The following is a 15,279-nucleotide window of genomic DNA, read 5'->3' as shown; positions in this document are numbered from 1 at the left end:
CCTCCCTGATCTGATGCGTTGCAAGCTCTGCAACGATCGTTGCGTATATCGCTTACTGCTGTCTAACATCTCGGCGAACGCGGGGTCAACGGAGCCCCCGCCCGCGAGACACGAGCCAGGAGCCGAGACCATCGTGACCGTCGAAGGACCCCGCAGCACCACCCCCGACGTCGTGGACGTCGTCGCGCTCGGCGAGTCCATGGTCACCTTCCTGCCCTCCGTACCCGGCCGCCTCGCCGACGTCCCCTCCTTCGACCGAGCCATCGGCGGCGCCGAGTCCAACGTGGCCTGCGTCCTCGCCGCCGCCGGGCACACCGCCCGCTGGGTCAGCCGGGTCGGCGCGGACGGCTTCGGCGACCACCTCGTCGAGGCGATCGGCGCCTACGGAGTCGACGTGTCCGCCGTGCGCCGCGACCCCGACCGCCCGACCGGCGTCTACTTCCGCACCGCTGGGGACCGCGCCACCGACGCTCACGAGGTCGCGTACTACCGGGCGGGCTCCGCCGCCTCCGCGATGTCGGTGCGGAACATGGACCTCGACGCCATCCGCTCCGCGCGCGTGCTCCACCTGTCCGGCATCACGCCCGCGCTCTCCGCCGACTGCCTGGGCCTGATGCGCGAGCTGACCGCCCACCGCCCCGGCCGTCCGCTCGTCTCCTTCGACGTCAACCACCGCCCCGGTCTGTGGCGCGAGGAGGACGACGGGGCGCGGGTGCTGCTCGACCTGGCGCGGGGCGCCGACATCGTCTTCGTCGGCGAGGACGAGGCCTGGGGGCTCGGCGGCCCCGAAGCCGTGCGCGCCGCGTTGCCCGAGCCGGAACTGCTGGTCGTCAAGCAGGGCGCGGCCGGCGCCACCGCCTTCCAGCGGACCGTCGGCGCCGACGGCGCCGAGGCCACCCATGTCGCCTCCGTCCCCGCCCTCACCGTCGACGTCGTCGCCGCCGTCGGCGCGGGCGACGCCTTCGCCGCCGGGTTCCTCTCCGCCACCCTGCGCGGACTGCCCGTGCGCGAGCGCCTGCGCCACGGTCACCTGACGGCCGCGGCCACCCTCACCGTCCCCGGCGACCTCGCCGTACCCCCGGCCCGCGACCACGCCGACCGCCTGGCCGCCCTCGACGACGACGCGTGGGGGACACTTCGACTCGGCCCCGGCTGGACACAGGCCGAGGAACGGGCCGAGGAGGAGGTACGCACCCCATGAGCCAGACCGTCGACCGCGCGCTGAGCATCCTGCCGCTGCTCGCCGAGGGCCCCGCCGACCTGGGCCGGGTCGCCGACCGCCTCGGCGTGCACAAGTCCACGGCCCTGCGCCTGCTGCGCACCCTCCACGAACACGGCTTCGTCTACCGCCAGGAAGACCAGCGCTACCGCCTCGGCGCCCGCCTCATCGCCCTCGCCCAGGAGGCGATGGAGAACCTGGACGTCCGCGAGATCGCCCACCCCCACCTCGTACGCCTCAACGAGCACTGCGGACACACCGTCCACCTCGCCGTCTACGAGGAGAACGAGGTCCTCTACATCGACAAGGTGGAGAGCCGCTACCCGGTCCGCATGTACTCGAGGATCGGCAAGCCCGTCGCCATCACGGTGGCGGCCGTGGCGAAACTCCTGCTCGCCGACCTCCCCGAGAACGAGCGCCGAGCCGTCGTCGAGAAGCTCGACTACCCCATGTACACGCCCCGTTCGACACCGAACGCCGACGGCTTCCTCAAGGAGCTGGCCAAGGTGCGCGAACAGGGCTGGGCCACCGACCTCGGTGGCCACGAGGAGTCCATCAACTGCGTCGCCGCGCCCATCCGGGGCGCCGATGGCAGGGTGGTCGCCGCGATGTCGGTCTCCGCGCCGAACGTCGTCGTCTCCGCCGACGAACTCCTCACCCTGCTCCCGCTGGTGCGCCGTACGGCGGACGCGATCAGCGGCGAGTACTCCGGCAGGACCCCAGTCAAGGAAGTCACCGCATGACCGACAAGATCGCCCTCACCCCCGCGACCCACACCGTCCCCCCGGCGAAGTTCTCCCACGGCGTCAAGAAGGGCAACATCCTCCAGGTCGCCGGCCAGGTCGGCTTCCTCCCCCACGAGGACGGCAAGGCCCCCACCCCGGCCGGACCGACCCTGCGCGAGCAGACCCTCCAGACCCTCGCCAACGTCAATGCGATCCTGGAGGAGGGCGGCGCCTCCTGGGACGACGTGATGATGATCCGCGTCTACCTCACCGACGTGGACCACTTCGCCGAGATGAACGAGATCTACAACGCCTACTTCGAGGAGCAGGGCCTCACCCAGCCGCCCGCCGCGCGCACGACCGTCTACGTCGGTCTGCCCGCCGGACTCCTCATCGAGATCGACGCGCTGGCCGTCCTCGGCTGACCTTCCCCGGTCGCTCCGGTCGCTCCGGTCGCTCCGGTCTCTTTCCGTTCCGCCTGTCTGTCGCACGGCACGGCGCCCCTCACCCCCCCCCGGGGGGCGCCGTGCCGCGCCCCGCCGTGCCCGAAAGCTGTATGTGTTTACGCAGAGGACCCCCGAATGTCCCCTATATCCCTCCAGCTCGCCGCATCCTCCACCCCGGAGACACCGCCGCACACCGGCGGCCTGCTCACCCTGATCGACGGCACGGCGGGCCTGCTGACCGTCGCCGCGATCGGCATCGCGCTCCTGCTCTACCTGATCATCAAGGTGCGGCTGCAGCCCTTCGTCGCCCTGCTCGCCGTATCCATAGCCGTCGGCCTGCTCGCCGGCCTCTCGGTCACCGAACTCTTCGGCACCGTCCAGAAGTCCGACGCCGTCTCCACCATCGAGTCCGGCATGGGCGGCATACTCGGCCACGTCGCCATCATCATCGGCCTCGGCACCATGCTCGGCGCGATCCTCGAAGTCAGCGGCGGTGCCCAGGTACTGGCCTCCCGCCTGCTGGGTCTCTTCGGCGAGAAGCGCGCCCCGCTCGCCATGGGCCTCACCGGCCTCATCTTCGGCATCCCCGTCTTCTTCGACGTCGGCATCTTCGTCCTCGCGCCGATCGTCTACGCCGCCGCCAAGCGCTCCGGCAAGTCGGTCCTGCTCTACTGCCTGCCGCTGCTGGCCGGCCTGTCGATGACCCACGCCTTCCTGCCGCCGCACCCCGGTCCCGTGGCCGCCGCCGGACTGCTCAAGGTGGACCTCGGCTGGGTGATCCTCATGGGCATCGTCTGCGGCGTTCCGGCCGTGCTCGCCGCCTGGGCGTTCTCCGCCTGGATCGGCCGCCGCATCTTCGTGCCCGTGCCGCAGGACATGGTCGAGGCCGCCGAGGAGGCCAAGCAGGCCGTCGTCGAGGAACAGCGCGCGTCCGGCGTCGAGCCGCGCGAGACCCCGGTCGCGCTCGGCACGGTCCTCGGCATCATCGGCACCCCGCTGGTCCTGATCCTCGCCGCGACCTTCTCCTCCATCGCCCTGGACGAGTCCACCCTCCGCTCGGTCATCGAGTTCTTCGGCAACCCGTTCGTCGCCCTGACGATCGCCCTCTTCCTCGCCTACTACCTTCTCGGCATCCGGCGCGGCTGGTCACGCAAGTCCCTGGAGACCGTCTCGACGGCCTCGCTGAAGCCGGTCGGCAACATCCTGCTGGTGGTCGGCGCGGGCGGTGTCTTCGGCGCCGTCCTCAAGGCCAGCGGCGTCGCCCAGGCCCTGTCCGACACCTTCAACGACGTCGGCCTGCCGGTGATCGTCCTCTCCTACCTGATCTCCCTGGTGCTGAGGGTCGCGCAGGGCTCGGCGACGGTGGCCATCGTGACGACGGCGGGCATCGTGGCGCCGCTGCTCGCCGAGGGCGACCACTCGCAGGCGTTCGTCGCCCTGGTCATCATGGCCATCTCGGCGGGCTCCATCTTCGCCTCGCACGTCAACGACGGCGGCTTCTGGATGGTCGCCAAGTACTTCGGCATCAGCGAACGGGACACGCTCAAGACGTGGACCGTGCTGGAGAGCGTCCTGTCCGTCGCCGGCTTCGTGGTCGCGGCGGTACTGAGCCTGTTCGTGTAGATACGCGAGCGGTCGCCTGATAGTCGTCTGATAACGATGACGGGGCTGGCTGTGTCCGGCACAGGTTCGTCGACCATACTGCCCGCTGTGGAGCAGCGCAGAGGATCGACCAGCCAGCCCCTGGAAGGCGCCGGATTCGACCCGGCCTTCATCCCCGGGCTCACCGCGCCCGTGACCGGCGAGCCCAAGGGCGCGAGACCGGCGGAGGAGGAGGCGGAGGAGGAGACCGAGGCCGTCCGCGACGCGGACGAGACGACGGCCGCGGACTTTGCCGAGCAGCAGGCCGGGGAACCGGAGGAGGAGGAAGAGGACGAGGTCCCCGACCGCCCCGTATTCGAGGCCGCCGACCGCCGTGCCCGGATCGTGGCCGACCGCAAGGGCGTACGACTCTCCCTCGACGACCAGAGCTGTGAGTTCCGCTGGGACGAGGTGGGGGCCGTGGAGACGGAGACGGGCCGCTTCGGCAAGCGGTTCACCGTCACGGTGCACACACCGGACCGCCGTTGGTACCCGATCGAGATCGAGGCGACCTCCAGGAGCCGTTTCAAGGAGTGGGAAGCCGCCCTGGACGAGGTCCTGGACGCGTACTTCGAGGACGACGAGGAGAAGACCGAGCCGTCCGAGGAGAAGGCGCCGGCCGAGGACAAGGAGCCGGCCGACGCCGAGTAGGTACCTCGCGTGAAGATCCCGGCACGCCCTCTTGTCGTACCGGCGGCTTTGGGCTTGGTTGATCCGCATGGCGGACACCACGGGAAACACCAGTGACACCGGTGCACTACGCGACACCGACTCGGCACCCCGCAAATCCAGTTGGCGCTACATCGGCCCCGGCATCGTCGTCGCCGCGACCGGGGTCGGCGCCGGCGACCTCGTGGCCACGCTGATCGCGGGCAGCAACTTCGGCTACACCCTGCTGTGGGCGGCGGTCCTCGGCTGCCTGGTCAAGATCTCCTTGGCCGAGGCGGCGGGCCGCTGGCACCTCTCCACCGGTCGCACCCTCTTCGACGGCTGGGCGAGCCTCGGCCGCTGGACGACGTGGTTCTTCGCGGTCTACGTCGTGATCTGGGGCTTCTCCTACGGCGCGGCGGCGATGTCGTCCAGTGCCCTGCCGCTGCAGGCCCTGTTCCCCGGCGTGATGGACCTCGAATGGTGGGGCGTGGCCTGCGGTGTGGTCGGCCTGGTCTTCGTCTGGTTCAACAAGTACGCCGTCTTCGAGAAGGTCATGACGGTCCTGGTGGGCGTCATGTTCGTGGTGACGGTCTACCTGGCGATCCGGGTCGCCCCCAACCTGGGTGACGCCTTCGCCGGCCTCCTCCCGGTCATCCCCGACGGTGAGGACTCCGTTCTCAACACCCTCGGTCTGATCGGCGGCGTCGGCGGCACGATCACGCTGGCCGCCTACGGCTACTGGGTCAACGCCAAGGGGTGGGCCGACACCGGCTGGATGAAGGTGATGCGGCTCGACAACCGGGTCGCCTACATCACGACCGGCGTCTTCGTCGTCGCGATGCTCTTCGTCGGCGCCGAACTGCTGCACGCCGCGAACATCGCGCTCTCCGGCGGCGGCAAGGGTCTGGTGCAACTCGGCGACATCCTGGAGGACGAGTACGGCACGGCGACGGCCAAGTTCTTCCTGATCGGCTTCTTCGCCACGTCCTTCACCTCCCTCATCGGCGTGTGGCACGGCGTGAGCCTGATGTTCGCGGACTTCGTGGCCCGGCTGCGCGAGAGGAGGGCGGGCGCGGCGGTCGGGACGGCGGGCAAGGCCAGGGAGATCGCCTCCGGCGAGCACGAACGCTCCTGGCCCTTCCGCGTCTACCTCCTCTGGCTGACCTTCCCGCCCGTCATCCTGCTCTTCCAGGGCGAACCCTTCCGTCTGGTGATCATCTACGGCGTCCTCGGCGCGGCCTTCATGCCCTTCCTCGCCCTGACCCTGATCTGGCTCCTCAACTCCTCCCGCACGCCGCCCGAGTGGCGCAACGGCTGGCTGAGCAACGGCGTGCTCGCGGTCGCCGGCCTGCTGTTCCTGGTGCTGTGCCTGAAGGAGGTCTGGGACCAGCCGTGGGCGGACTTCTTCTGAGGACGACGGCCCGTGGGACCGGGGGAGGCCCGGTCCCACGGAGTTCAGGATTCTGAACACCGATCACCTACACAGTTGTTGACGTGTCCGCAACACGGCCTTAGCTTGCGGGAAAGCGCTTTCTCCGTCCTGTGGGCCGAACGCTTCCCTCCGTCCTTCGGCGGCCCACCCGTGGCTCCACCGACGAATTGGAGACCAACGATGCAACGCAGACCCCTCATCGCCTGCGTCGGCCTGCTGGCTGGCACGCTCGTCACCCTGTCCGGCAACCCCGCACAGGCCGCCACCGAACGGTACGAGGCCGAATCCTCTCCTGCGAGCTGCACGGGCACGATCGACTCCGATTGGCCCGGGTACTCGGGCAGCGGCTTCTGCAACGGCACCAACGCCACTGGGGCGCACGCCCAGTTCACCGTGAACGCCCCGGCGGCGGGCACGGCGACCCTGCGGATCCGCTATGCCAACGGAACCGGCACGGCACGTCCCGCGAACATACTCGTGAACGGCTCGACCGCAGCCTCCGCCCCCTTCGACGGCACCGGGGCCTGGAGCACCTGGGCGACCCGAACGCTCACGGTGACGCTGAGGGCGGGCGGCAACACGGTCCGGCTCACCCCGACCACGTCGGCCGGTCTGCCGAACGTCGACTACGTGGAAGTGGAGACGGACGGCGGCTCCACCACCCCGCCCCCCGTCACCGGCACGCTCTACGTGTCTCCGAACGGCACCGACGGTGCCACCGGCACGGAGTCCGACCCCACCACACTCACGTCGGCGATCACCCGCGTCGCCCCCGGCGGCACGATCTACCTGCGTGGCGGCACCTACCGCCACGCCCAGACGGTCACCATCCCCCAGGGCAACGACGGCAGCTCGTCCGCCCGCAAGACACTGGCCGCCTACCCGGGTGAGACGCCGGTGCTGGACTTCTCGGCACAGAGCGAGAACTCGGCCAACCGCGGGCTCGCGGTGAACGGATCGTACTGGCACATCAAGGGCGTCGTCGTCGAGCGTGCGGGCGACAACGGAATCTTCGTCGGCGGCAGCGACAACATCTTCGAACGCACGGTGACCCGCTACAACCGCGACACCGGCCTGCAGCTCTCACGGATGCTCTCCAGCACGCCCAAGGCCGACTGGCCCTCGAACAACCTCGTCCTGAGCGCCGTCTCGCACGACAACGCCGACTCCGACGGCGAGGACGCCGACGGGTTCGCCGCGAAGCTCACCTCCGGCCCCGGGAACGTCTTCCGCCATACCGTGGCCCACAACAACATCGACGACGGCTGGGACCTCTACACCAAGTCCGACACCGGCGCGATCGGTGCGGTGACCATCGAGGACTCCCTCGCACTCGACAACGGCACCCTGAGCGACGGCTCCCAGGCGGGCAACGGCGACCGCAACGGCTACAAACTCGGCGGCGAGGACATCGCGGTCGACCATGTCGTCCGACGCAGCATCGCCTACCAGAACGGCAAGCACGGTTTCACCTACAACAGCAACCCCGGCACGATGCAGGTGTCGGACAACATCAGCATCGGGAACGAGCAGCGGAACTTCAACTTCGACGACGGTGACTCGGTGTTCCGGAACAACACCTCCTGCGACAGCGGCTCGAACGACCGCATCATCGGCGACGCCGACGGCTCCAACCAGTTCTGGTCGGGCTCGAACGGCTCCCGCTGCTCCTCCTACGCCGGGGCCCTGCGCTGGTCCTTCGCCGCGGACGGACGCCTGGTGGTGACCTTCGGCGGGGTGACCGTGACCCGCTAGGCCCTGTCCGGCGGGCGGGAGGCCCGTCGGCCTCGGTGCCGCCGCCCGCCCCGCGCCCTGGCCTGGACCGCCGCGCCACAGTGGGCGGAGGACCGGGCCAGGGGATCGATCCCCTACCGGAGCTTGTCCCACTCCGGGCTGAGGGCCATCTCCCGCAGCTGATCCATGGTCAGCGCGGGGGTGCCGCGGGACGGCTCGGCGTGAGGGGCACCGTTGTTGAAGGCGCTGATCACCACACGGAAGCCGGCCTTGCCGGGCCGCAGCGTGTCGGCGGTCCACATCAGGACCCCGGCGACACGGTCGTCCCCGTTCCCCTCTTGCATGGCGACGCGGGTGCCGTCGGGAAGCGTCTCGCCGTCGGCGTAGAGCTGGCCGGCGACGTCGGCCATGCCGTACTGGACGTTGACCTGGACCATGCTCTCGCCCTGCCCGTCATCGACCACGGCGTACGTGTACTCGGTCTCCTGGCCGCCCTTGCGCACCACGTCCAGCCCCTCGGGCAGCAGCCCGACCAGCGTCTCGGTGATGTCCTTGCCGGAGACGGCCGGCGGCGCGGTGTCGGACGGGTCGGCCGCCGGGGGCTTCGACGACGCGGGCATCGCGTCCACCACCTTGCGCCACACCTCGGCCGTGACGACCTCCGTCAGCTCCTCGGCCGACAGCGGGGGCTCGGCGCGGGTAACCGGCGCGCCCTTCTGCGCCGGGGCGTTCCACTCGCCGACGTTGACGTGCTGCCCCCCGGGTGTGACCAGGTCGGCCGACCAGTACTTGGTGTCGACGCGCTTGTCGGGGTACTCGTAGCCCTTGAGCAGCCGCAGCAGCGAGCCGTCGGGCAGCCGGGTGGAGGAGCAGTCGTCGTACGGGGTGAACGTCTTGTCGGGACACCGCGTCAGCTCCCGGACGTGCGGGCTCCCCGGCTCGACCCGCTGGAGGCTCACGTTCAGCGCGGCGGCGCCCTCCCCGTCGTCGTACACGAGGTGCGCGTACGGCCCCGGCTCGTCGGCCGACCCTCGGGCGGCCTCCTGGCTGAACTCCCCCTCCGGCAGCAATTTCTTGAACTCACCGAGGACGGTGTCACCGGAGACGGGCGCCGGAGCGGGCGTCGTGGCGGAGGCGGAAGGCCGGGAGGAAGTGCCGGACGACGCGGCGGAGACGTCGGGGCCGTTGGACTTCCCCTGCGGCAGGAGCGTCGCCCCGCCCACCCCGACCAGCGCGACACCGGCCACCGCCCCGCCGACCACCCCGGCCCGGCGCCGCGTCATCGCCCGCCGCCCACGGCTGCGCCCACCGGCGACGAGAGCCGTACGGTCGGCGTCGAAACCACCGCCGGCGTCGCGAAGGACGGCGGAGAGCCGCTCCTCGAAGGGAGTCTGGTGCTGTTCTCCGGGCATGGCGAACCACCCTTTCCGCAAGGTGAGAGAAGTGAGAGCCGAAGTGGGGGAGTGGACGGGTGAGTAGGGGGGGCAGGACGACCGTCAGGGTCTTGCGTACTCCGCGAGATCCTCACCGAGCAGCTCACGCAGCCGCCCCAGGGCACGGGAACACCGCGTCCGTACGGCCGCCGAGCTGACGTTCATGACGTCGGCGGTCTCCTCGACGGACCGGTCCTCCCAGTACCGCAGGACGACGACGGCCCGGTCCTTGGCGGGCAGCCGCGCGAGCGCGTCCAGCAGCGTCAGCCGCAGCGAGGCGTCCCCGTCCCCGGAACCGGGCAGGTCGGGGAACACGTCCGTCGCCCGCTCCCGGCTGCTGCGCCGCCGCTGGTGCGCGAGGAAGGTCCGGGTGAGCACGGTCTGCGCGTACCCGGCGGGATTCCCCACCCGGGAGACGCGCCCCCACCGCACGTACAGCCGCCCGAAGGTCTCTTGCACGAGATCCTCGGCCAGGTGCGTGTCCCCGGCGGTGAGCAGACACGCGGACCGGTACAGATGCCCGGCCCGCGCCACCGCGAACTCGGCGTACTCGTCCGCCCGCGCTTGCCTCATGTCCCCGCTCCCCCGTGCCCACCACTGCCGCGTACTGCCTTCACCTCATTGATGCTGTGGGGTCCGGGAAATGTTTCACACGAGTCTCACAGCAAGTGGTCGGCCTTCCCCGCCTTGATGTCGATGATCACGCGCCGCAGCGCGTCCCGGCTGTCGGTGAGGGGGGCGTCCTCCCCACCGACTCGCGATGTAGGCGTTGCCGGTGGTGTCGGTGCCGAGGCGGAAGCAGCTTGCTCCCTCCCCGCAGAGGGGCTCTTCCCACGTGATGTCGTCCATCGTGCGACTCCTCACAGGCCGTTGGCTACGTCCCGGATGAAGTCGCGGGAAGCCCGTGGCGACAGGGCGATGCGCTCCATCCAGTCCAAGTGCGTACGGTACTTCGCGAGTTGTGACCCGCCGCTGAGGAACTCCGGCCCGTGGGCGCTGTCGATCTGTACGGTGTCCAGCTGCCGCACGGTTCCCTCCAGGTAGTTGAACGTCTGCCCGGAGCCGGGAAACGCCCCGGCGGCGAAGGGGAACACCAGCAGGCGCACGCTGGGGCGTTCGGACACGGTGAGGAGATGTTCGACTGCGACGTACTCGGGCGGGTCGTCCCCCTCCAGGACCCGCTGCCGTTCGACGCGATACGCCAGCCGCAGGGCGATCTCGTGTTCCGGCAGCGGTGGCAGGACGGCTCTGAAGAGTTCGAGGGCGTGGTCGCTGGTTCGCAGCAGCCCTGGATGTGCGCGATGTGCACCGTTCGCATCCGGGTCGCCAGCGCTTCGAACTCGGCGATGTCCAGCAGTCCTGCGGACAGCGAACCCCGGTACCGCTCCCACCAACCGCGCCCGTCGGGTCGGGCCAGGCTGACCAACGCCTCGACGTAGGCCTCGTCCGAGCAGTCGCAGTTGCAGGCGAGGGTGCGCAGCCGTTCGGGGCTGATGGAGCGGATGCCCGTCTCGATGTTGGAGATCTTCGCCCGGTCGTGACCGAGCAGTCAGGCGGCCTGGCCGGCCGTTTTACCCGCCGCGGTCCGCATCTTTCGCAGTTCGCCGCCCAGACGTTTCTGGCGCTCGGTGGGTGTCGTCCTCGGAGGCATGTTCTTTCTTCCCCTGCGGTCCCGAGCAGTCTGCCGTTCGGCGTCCGTCGTCTCCGTCAACCTGCGCCACGCCGACCTCACCACGGCGATCCTGCGCCGCACCCGCTGCGTGCAGACCGACCTGCGGGGCGCCCGGATGGTCGCGGCGGACCTGCGCGACGCCGATTTCACCGAGGCCGACCTGCGCGAGGCGAACCTGCGCAAGGCGGACGCGGGCGGCGCCGTGTTCCACGACGCCGATCTGCGCCTGGCCGACCTGCGCGGCTCCGACCTGAGCGCCGCCGACCTCCTCCGGACCCGCCTGACCGGCGCACTGGCCAGTGAGCGCACGCGCTGGCCCGCCGGGTTCGACCCAGTGGCCGCCGGAGTGGTCCTCACCGACGACCTCGGACCCGAGCCCCCGCCCCCGCTCCAGCCCCCGGGCGTCACGACACAGCACCCGCCCTTGCGGTCCCTGCCGTGACCCGGACGCCTGCGGCATCGTGCCGACACCCCGCCCGCGCCTCCGCGGGCGGGGTGGCCGATCGGCCGTGGCTACGGCAGCGCGTGCACGTGCGCGCCCACCGCGTTCGACCACGCGTTGCCCGCCGTCGCGTCCCAGTTCGTGGACCAGGTCATCGCACCCCGCAGGCCGGGGTACGTCCGCGACGGCTTGAAGGAGCCGCAGTTCGTGCCCTTGGTGAGGCAGTCCAGGGCGGCGTTGACCACCGCCGGGGCGACGTAGCCGCCGCCCGCCGCACGGGTGGAGGCCGGGAGGCCGAGGCCCACCTGGGACGGGTCGAGGCCGTTCTCCAGCTGGATGCAGGCCAGGGCGGTGAGGAAGTCGACCGTGCCCTGCGCGTACACCTTGCCGTCGCAGCCCAGCATCGTACCGCTGTTGTAGTACTGCATGTTGACGACCGTGAGGATGTCCTTCACGTTCAGGGCGGTCCGGAAGTAGGAGCCCGACGTCGACTGCATGTCGATGGTCTGCGGCGCCATCGTCAGGATCATGTCCGGGCCCGCCTTCGCCGACAGGGCGCGCAGGGCCTGCGTCATGTAGGTCGCGTTGAGACCGTTCTCCAGGTCGATGTCGACGCCGTCGAAGCCGTACTCCCGCATCACCGCGTACACCGAGTTCGCGAAGTTGGTCGCGGAGGTCGCGTCGTTCACCGAGACGGTGCCCTTCTCGCCGCCCACCGAGATGATGACCTTCTTCCCGGCCGCCTGCTTGGCCCGGACGTCCGCCTTGAACTGGTCGACCGTATAGCCGTCGAGGCCGGCCGTGTCGAGGTTGAAGTCCACCCCGCCCGGCGTGCCGGTCGCGTCGGCGAAGGCCACCGCGATGATGTCGTACTGGGACGAGACGTCGGAGATCTTCTGGACGGTCGCGCCGTTGTCGAAGTTCTGCCAGTAGCCGGTCACCGCGTGCTTGGGCAGGTCGCCGCCGTTGCCGCCGCCGTCGTCCGGTGCCGTCGTGCGGGCCGCGACCGCCGCCGACTTGGCCGACTCGCCGCCCGCGTTGACCGCCGTGACCTGGAAGGAGTACGACGTCGAGGCCGCGAGGCCGGTCACGGTCGCCGAGGTTCCGGTCACCGCCGTCACCTTCGTGCCGTCGCGGTAGACGTTGTAGCCGGTGGCGCCGGAGACCGCGTTCCAGGCCAGGGACGCGGACGAGGCCGTCGTACCGGAGACGCTCAGACCCGCCGGAGCGGCCGGCACGGTGGGCTCGGGGCCGCCGTCGTCACCGTCGCCACCGTCCGGGCCGAACACGGACAGGTCGTCGGCGTAGTAGGCCGACTGCCCGTACCAGCCGTGCGTGTAGACGGTGACCGAGGTGGTGGACGAGCCCGTGGTGAAGCTCGTCGTCAGCTGCCGCCAGGAGGCCGAGTCCGGGGTCCAGGTCGACACGTCCGTGGTGCCCGTGCCCGTCACACCCAGGTAGGCGTACCCGCCCTGCACCCAGGCGCTCAGGGAGTACTTCGAGCCGGGCTTCACCTTGACGGTCTGGGCGCACCGGGCGTTGTCCTGCCCGCTCGGCGTCGCCTTCAGCGCGGCGGAGCCGCCGTGCGTGGGGGAGGAGACGGTCGTGCCGCTGTTCGCCGAGCAGGTCCAGCCGGTCAGCCCGGCCTCGAAACCGGCGTTCTGCGCGTTGTTGACGTCGGCTGCGGACGCATGGCCGGCGGCGGTGACCGAGAGGGCGAGCGCGGCGGTGACGGCACCCGCCCAGAACCGCGTCCGTGCGCCGAGCCGTCTGCCGGTCCGACTGCCGAGCCGTCTGCGTACGGGCTCCATGAGGGCCTCCGGTGGGGGAGTGGGCCAGTGGGGAGTGGAGCGGTGGAGCAGTGGAGTACAAGGTGGTCCAGACCAATTGAAGGTGTCAAGAGGTAGGTACGGACCAAGTTCGGTGCCCAGTTGCGGACTTCGGCCTTGGTGGGGCGCGGGCTCGGTGCCTACCGGAAAGAGGTCCGGCGTCGCCCGATCGGTGGCCGGCAAATGCTCAACCTGTCCTGATTTGCCGCACCTTGTGCGACACAAGTTGTTCCACAGCTACAGAAACGCTGTTCTCCGGTCACAGACGCGTGGATACAGTGCTCACGTAGTCACGCAGTGAAGTCATCCGGGTGTGCCGGAGTAACACCGGCGGACCGACGGGCATGGGGAGACGGGGAGCCGCGCGTGCCAACTGCCATTGCCGTGACCAGTGCCGACATGGCACTGCCGCCGCAGGACGAACGGACGCTGCCCGCGGCCGTGCTCCAGGACGTCGGCCGGCGTCCGCTGGAGCGGACGCTGGCCGAGTTGCAGGGGCTGGTGGACCACCACGGGCATGTGATCGTGGTGTGCTCGCAGGTACTCCCGGCGGGCGTGGAACGCCGGCTGCACACCGTCCGCGCCCTGCTGGAGACCGACCGGATCGCCCTGTTCCGGCCGCCGCTGCCCCCGCTCGGACTCGCGGTGCTGGCCCGCCAGTTGCGTCAGCTCGCCTCCTGCGACCTCAGCCCCGGCGTCCTCGCCTCGGCCGGCCGCCTCCTCACCCACTACATCCACGCCGGCGCGCTCCTCGGCTCCGTCGCCCGGCTCGACCACGTCCCCGTGGGCCTGAAGTCGCACGCCAGGTCCTGGATGCCGGGCAGCCAGTTCGGGGTCGTCGCCCATCCCGTGCCGCAGTTGGTGCGGATCGGCCCCGAAGCCGGACTCGAAGGACCGGAGTTCGGCACCCGGCTGCTGGTCGCCAAGGGCCAGCTCCCCTCCGACTGGGTCACCGATACCCTCGCCCCGTCCTGGCGGGTGCAGGGCCTGCGCGAGATGCCGCTGCCCGCCGACTCCCCGGGCTGGTGGGGGACCGGCAAGCTGACCGAGTTCTGCGCCTACCTGCCCGACCTGTCCGTCCTCTACCAACTGGTCACGTCGGTGCGGCAGAGCCGCTGCCACTGGTGCGGCATCGACGTCATCGGCGACCGCTGCGTGTTCTGCTCCGCGACGCCGCCGGAGTACGACGAGGGCCGGGACCGAGTTCTCGGCCACCACCGCGGCCCCGCGATCGACCACCGCCGTGAGAGACGCGCCCTCACGGGGTAGGTCCGTACCGCGCTCCGCCGCCCCGCCATCCGATCCGGCTCGACCGATTCCCCCAATGAGGTTGCACGGCACATGAACTCCCGTCAGCGCCGCGGCATCATCCTGCTGATCCTGTCGGTCCTGTGCGCCCTCGGCGCCTTCGCCGGCGTGCTGTCCGTCGTCAACGACGTGAAGTCGAAGGTCGGACCCGAGGTCACCGCGTACCGGCTCAAGACCGACGTGGAGCCCTACACGCTGCTCGGCGCCGGGCAGTTCGAGAAGATAGAGATGCCCGAACGCTGGCTGTCGAAGAACGCCGTCACGGATCTCGACCAGGTCCGCGGCAAGATCGCCGTGACGACGCTGAAGGCGGGCTCCCTGCTGCAGAGCGACATGATCGTCGACCAGCCCGCCCTGCAGCCGGGGCAGCAGGAGGTCGCCATCATGATCGATGCGGCGACCGGCGTCGCCGGCAAGATCACACCGGGCTCCACCGTCAACGTGTACGCCACCTTCGAGGGAGAGCGGGAGGGTGATCCCGCTCAATCCAAGATCATCGTAACGAACGCCAGGGTCATCGACGTGGGCGACCTCACCTCGCTGCAGCCCGACGGGAACAGCCGCGACCGCGAACCCACCGACGCCGTCCCCATCACCTTCGCCCTGTCCACCATCGACGCCCAGCGCATCACCTACGCCGAGTCGTTCGCACAGCGGGTCCGGCTCGCGCTGGTGGCGCCCGGCAGCGACACCACGGTCCCGGACAAGGACCGGACGTACGAACTCGCCAAGGACAAGTGAGGCCCG

Annotated in this window: 13 protein-coding genes and 2 pseudogenes; 10 read left to right on the top strand and 5 right to left on the bottom strand. The window is 70.3% G+C overall.

What is annotated here, in order from left to right:
- Nucleotides 1-133: 133 nt before the first annotated feature.
- The 7 genes from IE142_RS04740 to IE142_RS04710 all read left to right on the top strand — a co-directional run bounded on the left by IE142_RS04740 (nucleotide 134) and on the right by IE142_RS04710 (nucleotide 7,869).
- Nucleotides 134-1,201: a sugar kinase gene (locus tag IE142_RS04740; RefSeq protein ID WP_191884541.1), complete on the top strand. Its 1,068-nt coding sequence runs from the start codon at nucleotides 134-136 to the stop codon at nucleotides 1,199-1,201.
- Nucleotides 1,198-1,962, top strand: coding sequence for an IclR family transcriptional regulator (locus tag IE142_RS04735; RefSeq protein WP_191884540.1), 765 nt, complete (start codon nucleotides 1,198-1,200; stop codon nucleotides 1,960-1,962). The genes IE142_RS04740 and IE142_RS04735 overlap by 4 nt, the downstream gene beginning before the upstream one ends.
- Complete coding sequence (locus tag IE142_RS04730) at nucleotides 1,959-2,369, top strand: RidA family protein (RefSeq protein WP_191884539.1); 411 nt, start codon at nucleotides 1,959-1,961, stop codon at nucleotides 2,367-2,369. Before IE142_RS04735 ends, IE142_RS04730 begins: the two co-directional genes overlap by 4 nt.
- Before the next feature lie 156 nt (nucleotides 2,370-2,525).
- Nucleotides 2,526-4,013: a GntP family permease gene (locus tag IE142_RS04725; protein ID WP_191884538.1), complete on the top strand. Its 1,488-nt coding sequence runs from the start codon at nucleotides 2,526-2,528 to the stop codon at nucleotides 4,011-4,013.
- An 87-nt stretch (nucleotides 4,014-4,100) separates the two neighbouring features.
- Nucleotides 4,101-4,682: a hypothetical protein gene (locus IE142_RS04720; protein WP_191884537.1), complete on the top strand. Its 582-nt coding sequence runs from the start codon at nucleotides 4,101-4,103 to the stop codon at nucleotides 4,680-4,682.
- 67 nt (nucleotides 4,683-4,749) lie between these two features.
- Nucleotides 4,750-6,093 (top strand): Nramp family divalent metal transporter, encoded by a 1,344-nt coding sequence (locus IE142_RS04715; protein WP_191884536.1) that lies wholly within the window; start codon nucleotides 4,750-4,752, stop codon nucleotides 6,091-6,093.
- Nucleotides 6,094-6,294: 201 nt separating this feature from the next.
- On the top strand, nucleotides 6,295-7,869 hold the full coding sequence (locus IE142_RS04710) for a right-handed parallel beta-helix repeat-containing protein (RefSeq protein WP_191884535.1): 1,575 nt from the start codon (nucleotides 6,295-6,297) through the stop codon (nucleotides 7,867-7,869).
- Between the two features lie 113 nt (nucleotides 7,870-7,982).
- Here the strand turns inward: IE142_RS04710 and IE142_RS04705 are convergent, their stop codons facing one another.
- The 4 genes and pseudogenes from IE142_RS04705 to IE142_RS04695 form a co-directional block, all read right to left on the bottom strand.
- Nucleotides 7,983-9,260, bottom strand: a complete 1,278-nt coding sequence (locus IE142_RS04705; protein ID WP_191884534.1) for a hypothetical protein — start codon at nucleotides 9,258-9,260, stop codon at nucleotides 7,983-7,985.
- An 84-nt stretch (nucleotides 9,261-9,344) separates the two neighbouring features.
- The gene (locus IE142_RS04700; protein ID WP_043380475.1) at nucleotides 9,345-9,854 is read right to left on the bottom strand and encodes a SigE family RNA polymerase sigma factor; all 510 of its coding nucleotides are present in this window, start codon (nucleotides 9,852-9,854) and stop codon (nucleotides 9,345-9,347) included.
- A gap of 86 nt (nucleotides 9,855-9,940) precedes the next feature.
- Nucleotides 9,941-10,130: pseudogene (locus tag IE142_RS36325) on the bottom strand (hypothetical protein).
- 11 nt (nucleotides 10,131-10,141) lie between these two features.
- A pseudogene (locus tag IE142_RS04695) lies at nucleotides 10,142-10,830 on the bottom strand (DUF5753 domain-containing protein).
- A gap of 100 nt (nucleotides 10,831-10,930) precedes the next feature.
- Between IE142_RS04695 and IE142_RS04690 the strand changes: the two are divergent.
- Nucleotides 10,931-11,395 (top strand): pentapeptide repeat-containing protein, encoded by a 465-nt coding sequence (locus IE142_RS04690; RefSeq protein WP_229830159.1) that lies wholly within the window; start codon nucleotides 10,931-10,933, stop codon nucleotides 11,393-11,395.
- A gap of 71 nt (nucleotides 11,396-11,466) precedes the next feature.
- Here IE142_RS04690 and IE142_RS04685 read toward each other — a convergent pair whose 3' ends face one another.
- The gene (locus tag IE142_RS04685) at nucleotides 11,467-13,206 is read right to left on the bottom strand and encodes a chitinase (RefSeq protein WP_191884533.1); all 1,740 of its coding nucleotides are present in this window, start codon (nucleotides 13,204-13,206) and stop codon (nucleotides 11,467-11,469) included.
- Between the two features lie 384 nt (nucleotides 13,207-13,590).
- Between IE142_RS04685 and IE142_RS04680 the strand changes: the two genes are divergently transcribed.
- Both IE142_RS04680 and cpaB read left to right on the top strand, forming a co-directional pair.
- A complete protein-coding gene (locus IE142_RS04680) occupies nucleotides 13,591-14,493 on the top strand; it encodes a hypothetical protein (protein ID WP_191884532.1) in 903 nt (300 codons plus the stop codon).
- A gap of 72 nt (nucleotides 14,494-14,565) precedes the next feature.
- Nucleotides 14,566-15,273 carry a Flp pilus assembly protein CpaB gene (cpaB, locus tag IE142_RS04675; RefSeq protein ID WP_191884531.1) on the top strand — a complete coding sequence of 236 codons (708 nt, stop codon included), beginning with the start codon at nucleotides 14,566-14,568 and terminating at the stop codon, nucleotides 15,271-15,273.
- Nucleotides 15,274-15,279 lie beyond the last annotated feature (6 nt).

This window comes from Streptomyces mutabilis, from assembly GCF_014649815.1.
GTDB classification, from domain to species: Bacteria; Actinomycetota; Actinomycetes; order Streptomycetales; family Streptomycetaceae; genus Streptomyces; species Streptomyces mutabilis.
This window is presented reverse-complemented; position numbering and strand designations above follow the sequence as displayed.

Bases quoted from the DNA above. Each gene is read 5' to 3' on its own strand.
- IE142_RS04735 (WP_191884540.1), top strand. From the start codon at position 1,198: ATGAGCCAGACCGTCGACCGCGCGCTGAGCATCCTGCCGCTGCTCGCC.
- IE142_RS04730 (WP_191884539.1), top strand. From the start codon at position 1,959: ATGACCGACAAGATCGCCCTCACCCCCGCGACCCACACCGTCCCCCCG.
- IE142_RS04715 (WP_191884536.1), top strand. From the start codon at position 4,750: ATGGCGGACACCACGGGAAACACCAGTGACACCGGTGCACTACGCGAC.
- cpaB (WP_191884531.1), top strand. From the start codon at position 14,566: ATGAACTCCCGTCAGCGCCGCGGCATCATCCTGCTGATCCTGTCGGTC.
- IE142_RS04705 (WP_191884534.1), bottom strand. From the start codon at position 9,260: ATGCCCGGAGAACAGCACCAGACTCCCTTCGAGGAGCGGCTCTCCGCC.
- IE142_RS04685 (WP_191884533.1), bottom strand. From the start codon at position 13,206: ATGGAGCCCGTACGCAGACGGCTCGGCAGTCGGACCGGCAGACGGCTC.
- IE142_RS04725 (WP_191884538.1), top strand. From the start codon at position 2,526: ATGTCCCCTATATCCCTCCAGCTCGCCGCATCCTCCACCCCGGAGACA.
- IE142_RS04690 (WP_229830159.1), top strand. From the start codon at position 10,931: ATGTTCTTTCTTCCCCTGCGGTCCCGAGCAGTCTGCCGTTCGGCGTCC.
- IE142_RS04710 (WP_191884535.1), top strand. From the start codon at position 6,295: ATGCAACGCAGACCCCTCATCGCCTGCGTCGGCCTGCTGGCTGGCACG.
- IE142_RS04700 (WP_043380475.1), bottom strand. From the start codon at position 9,854: ATGAGGCAAGCGCGGGCGGACGAGTACGCCGAGTTCGCGGTGGCGCGG.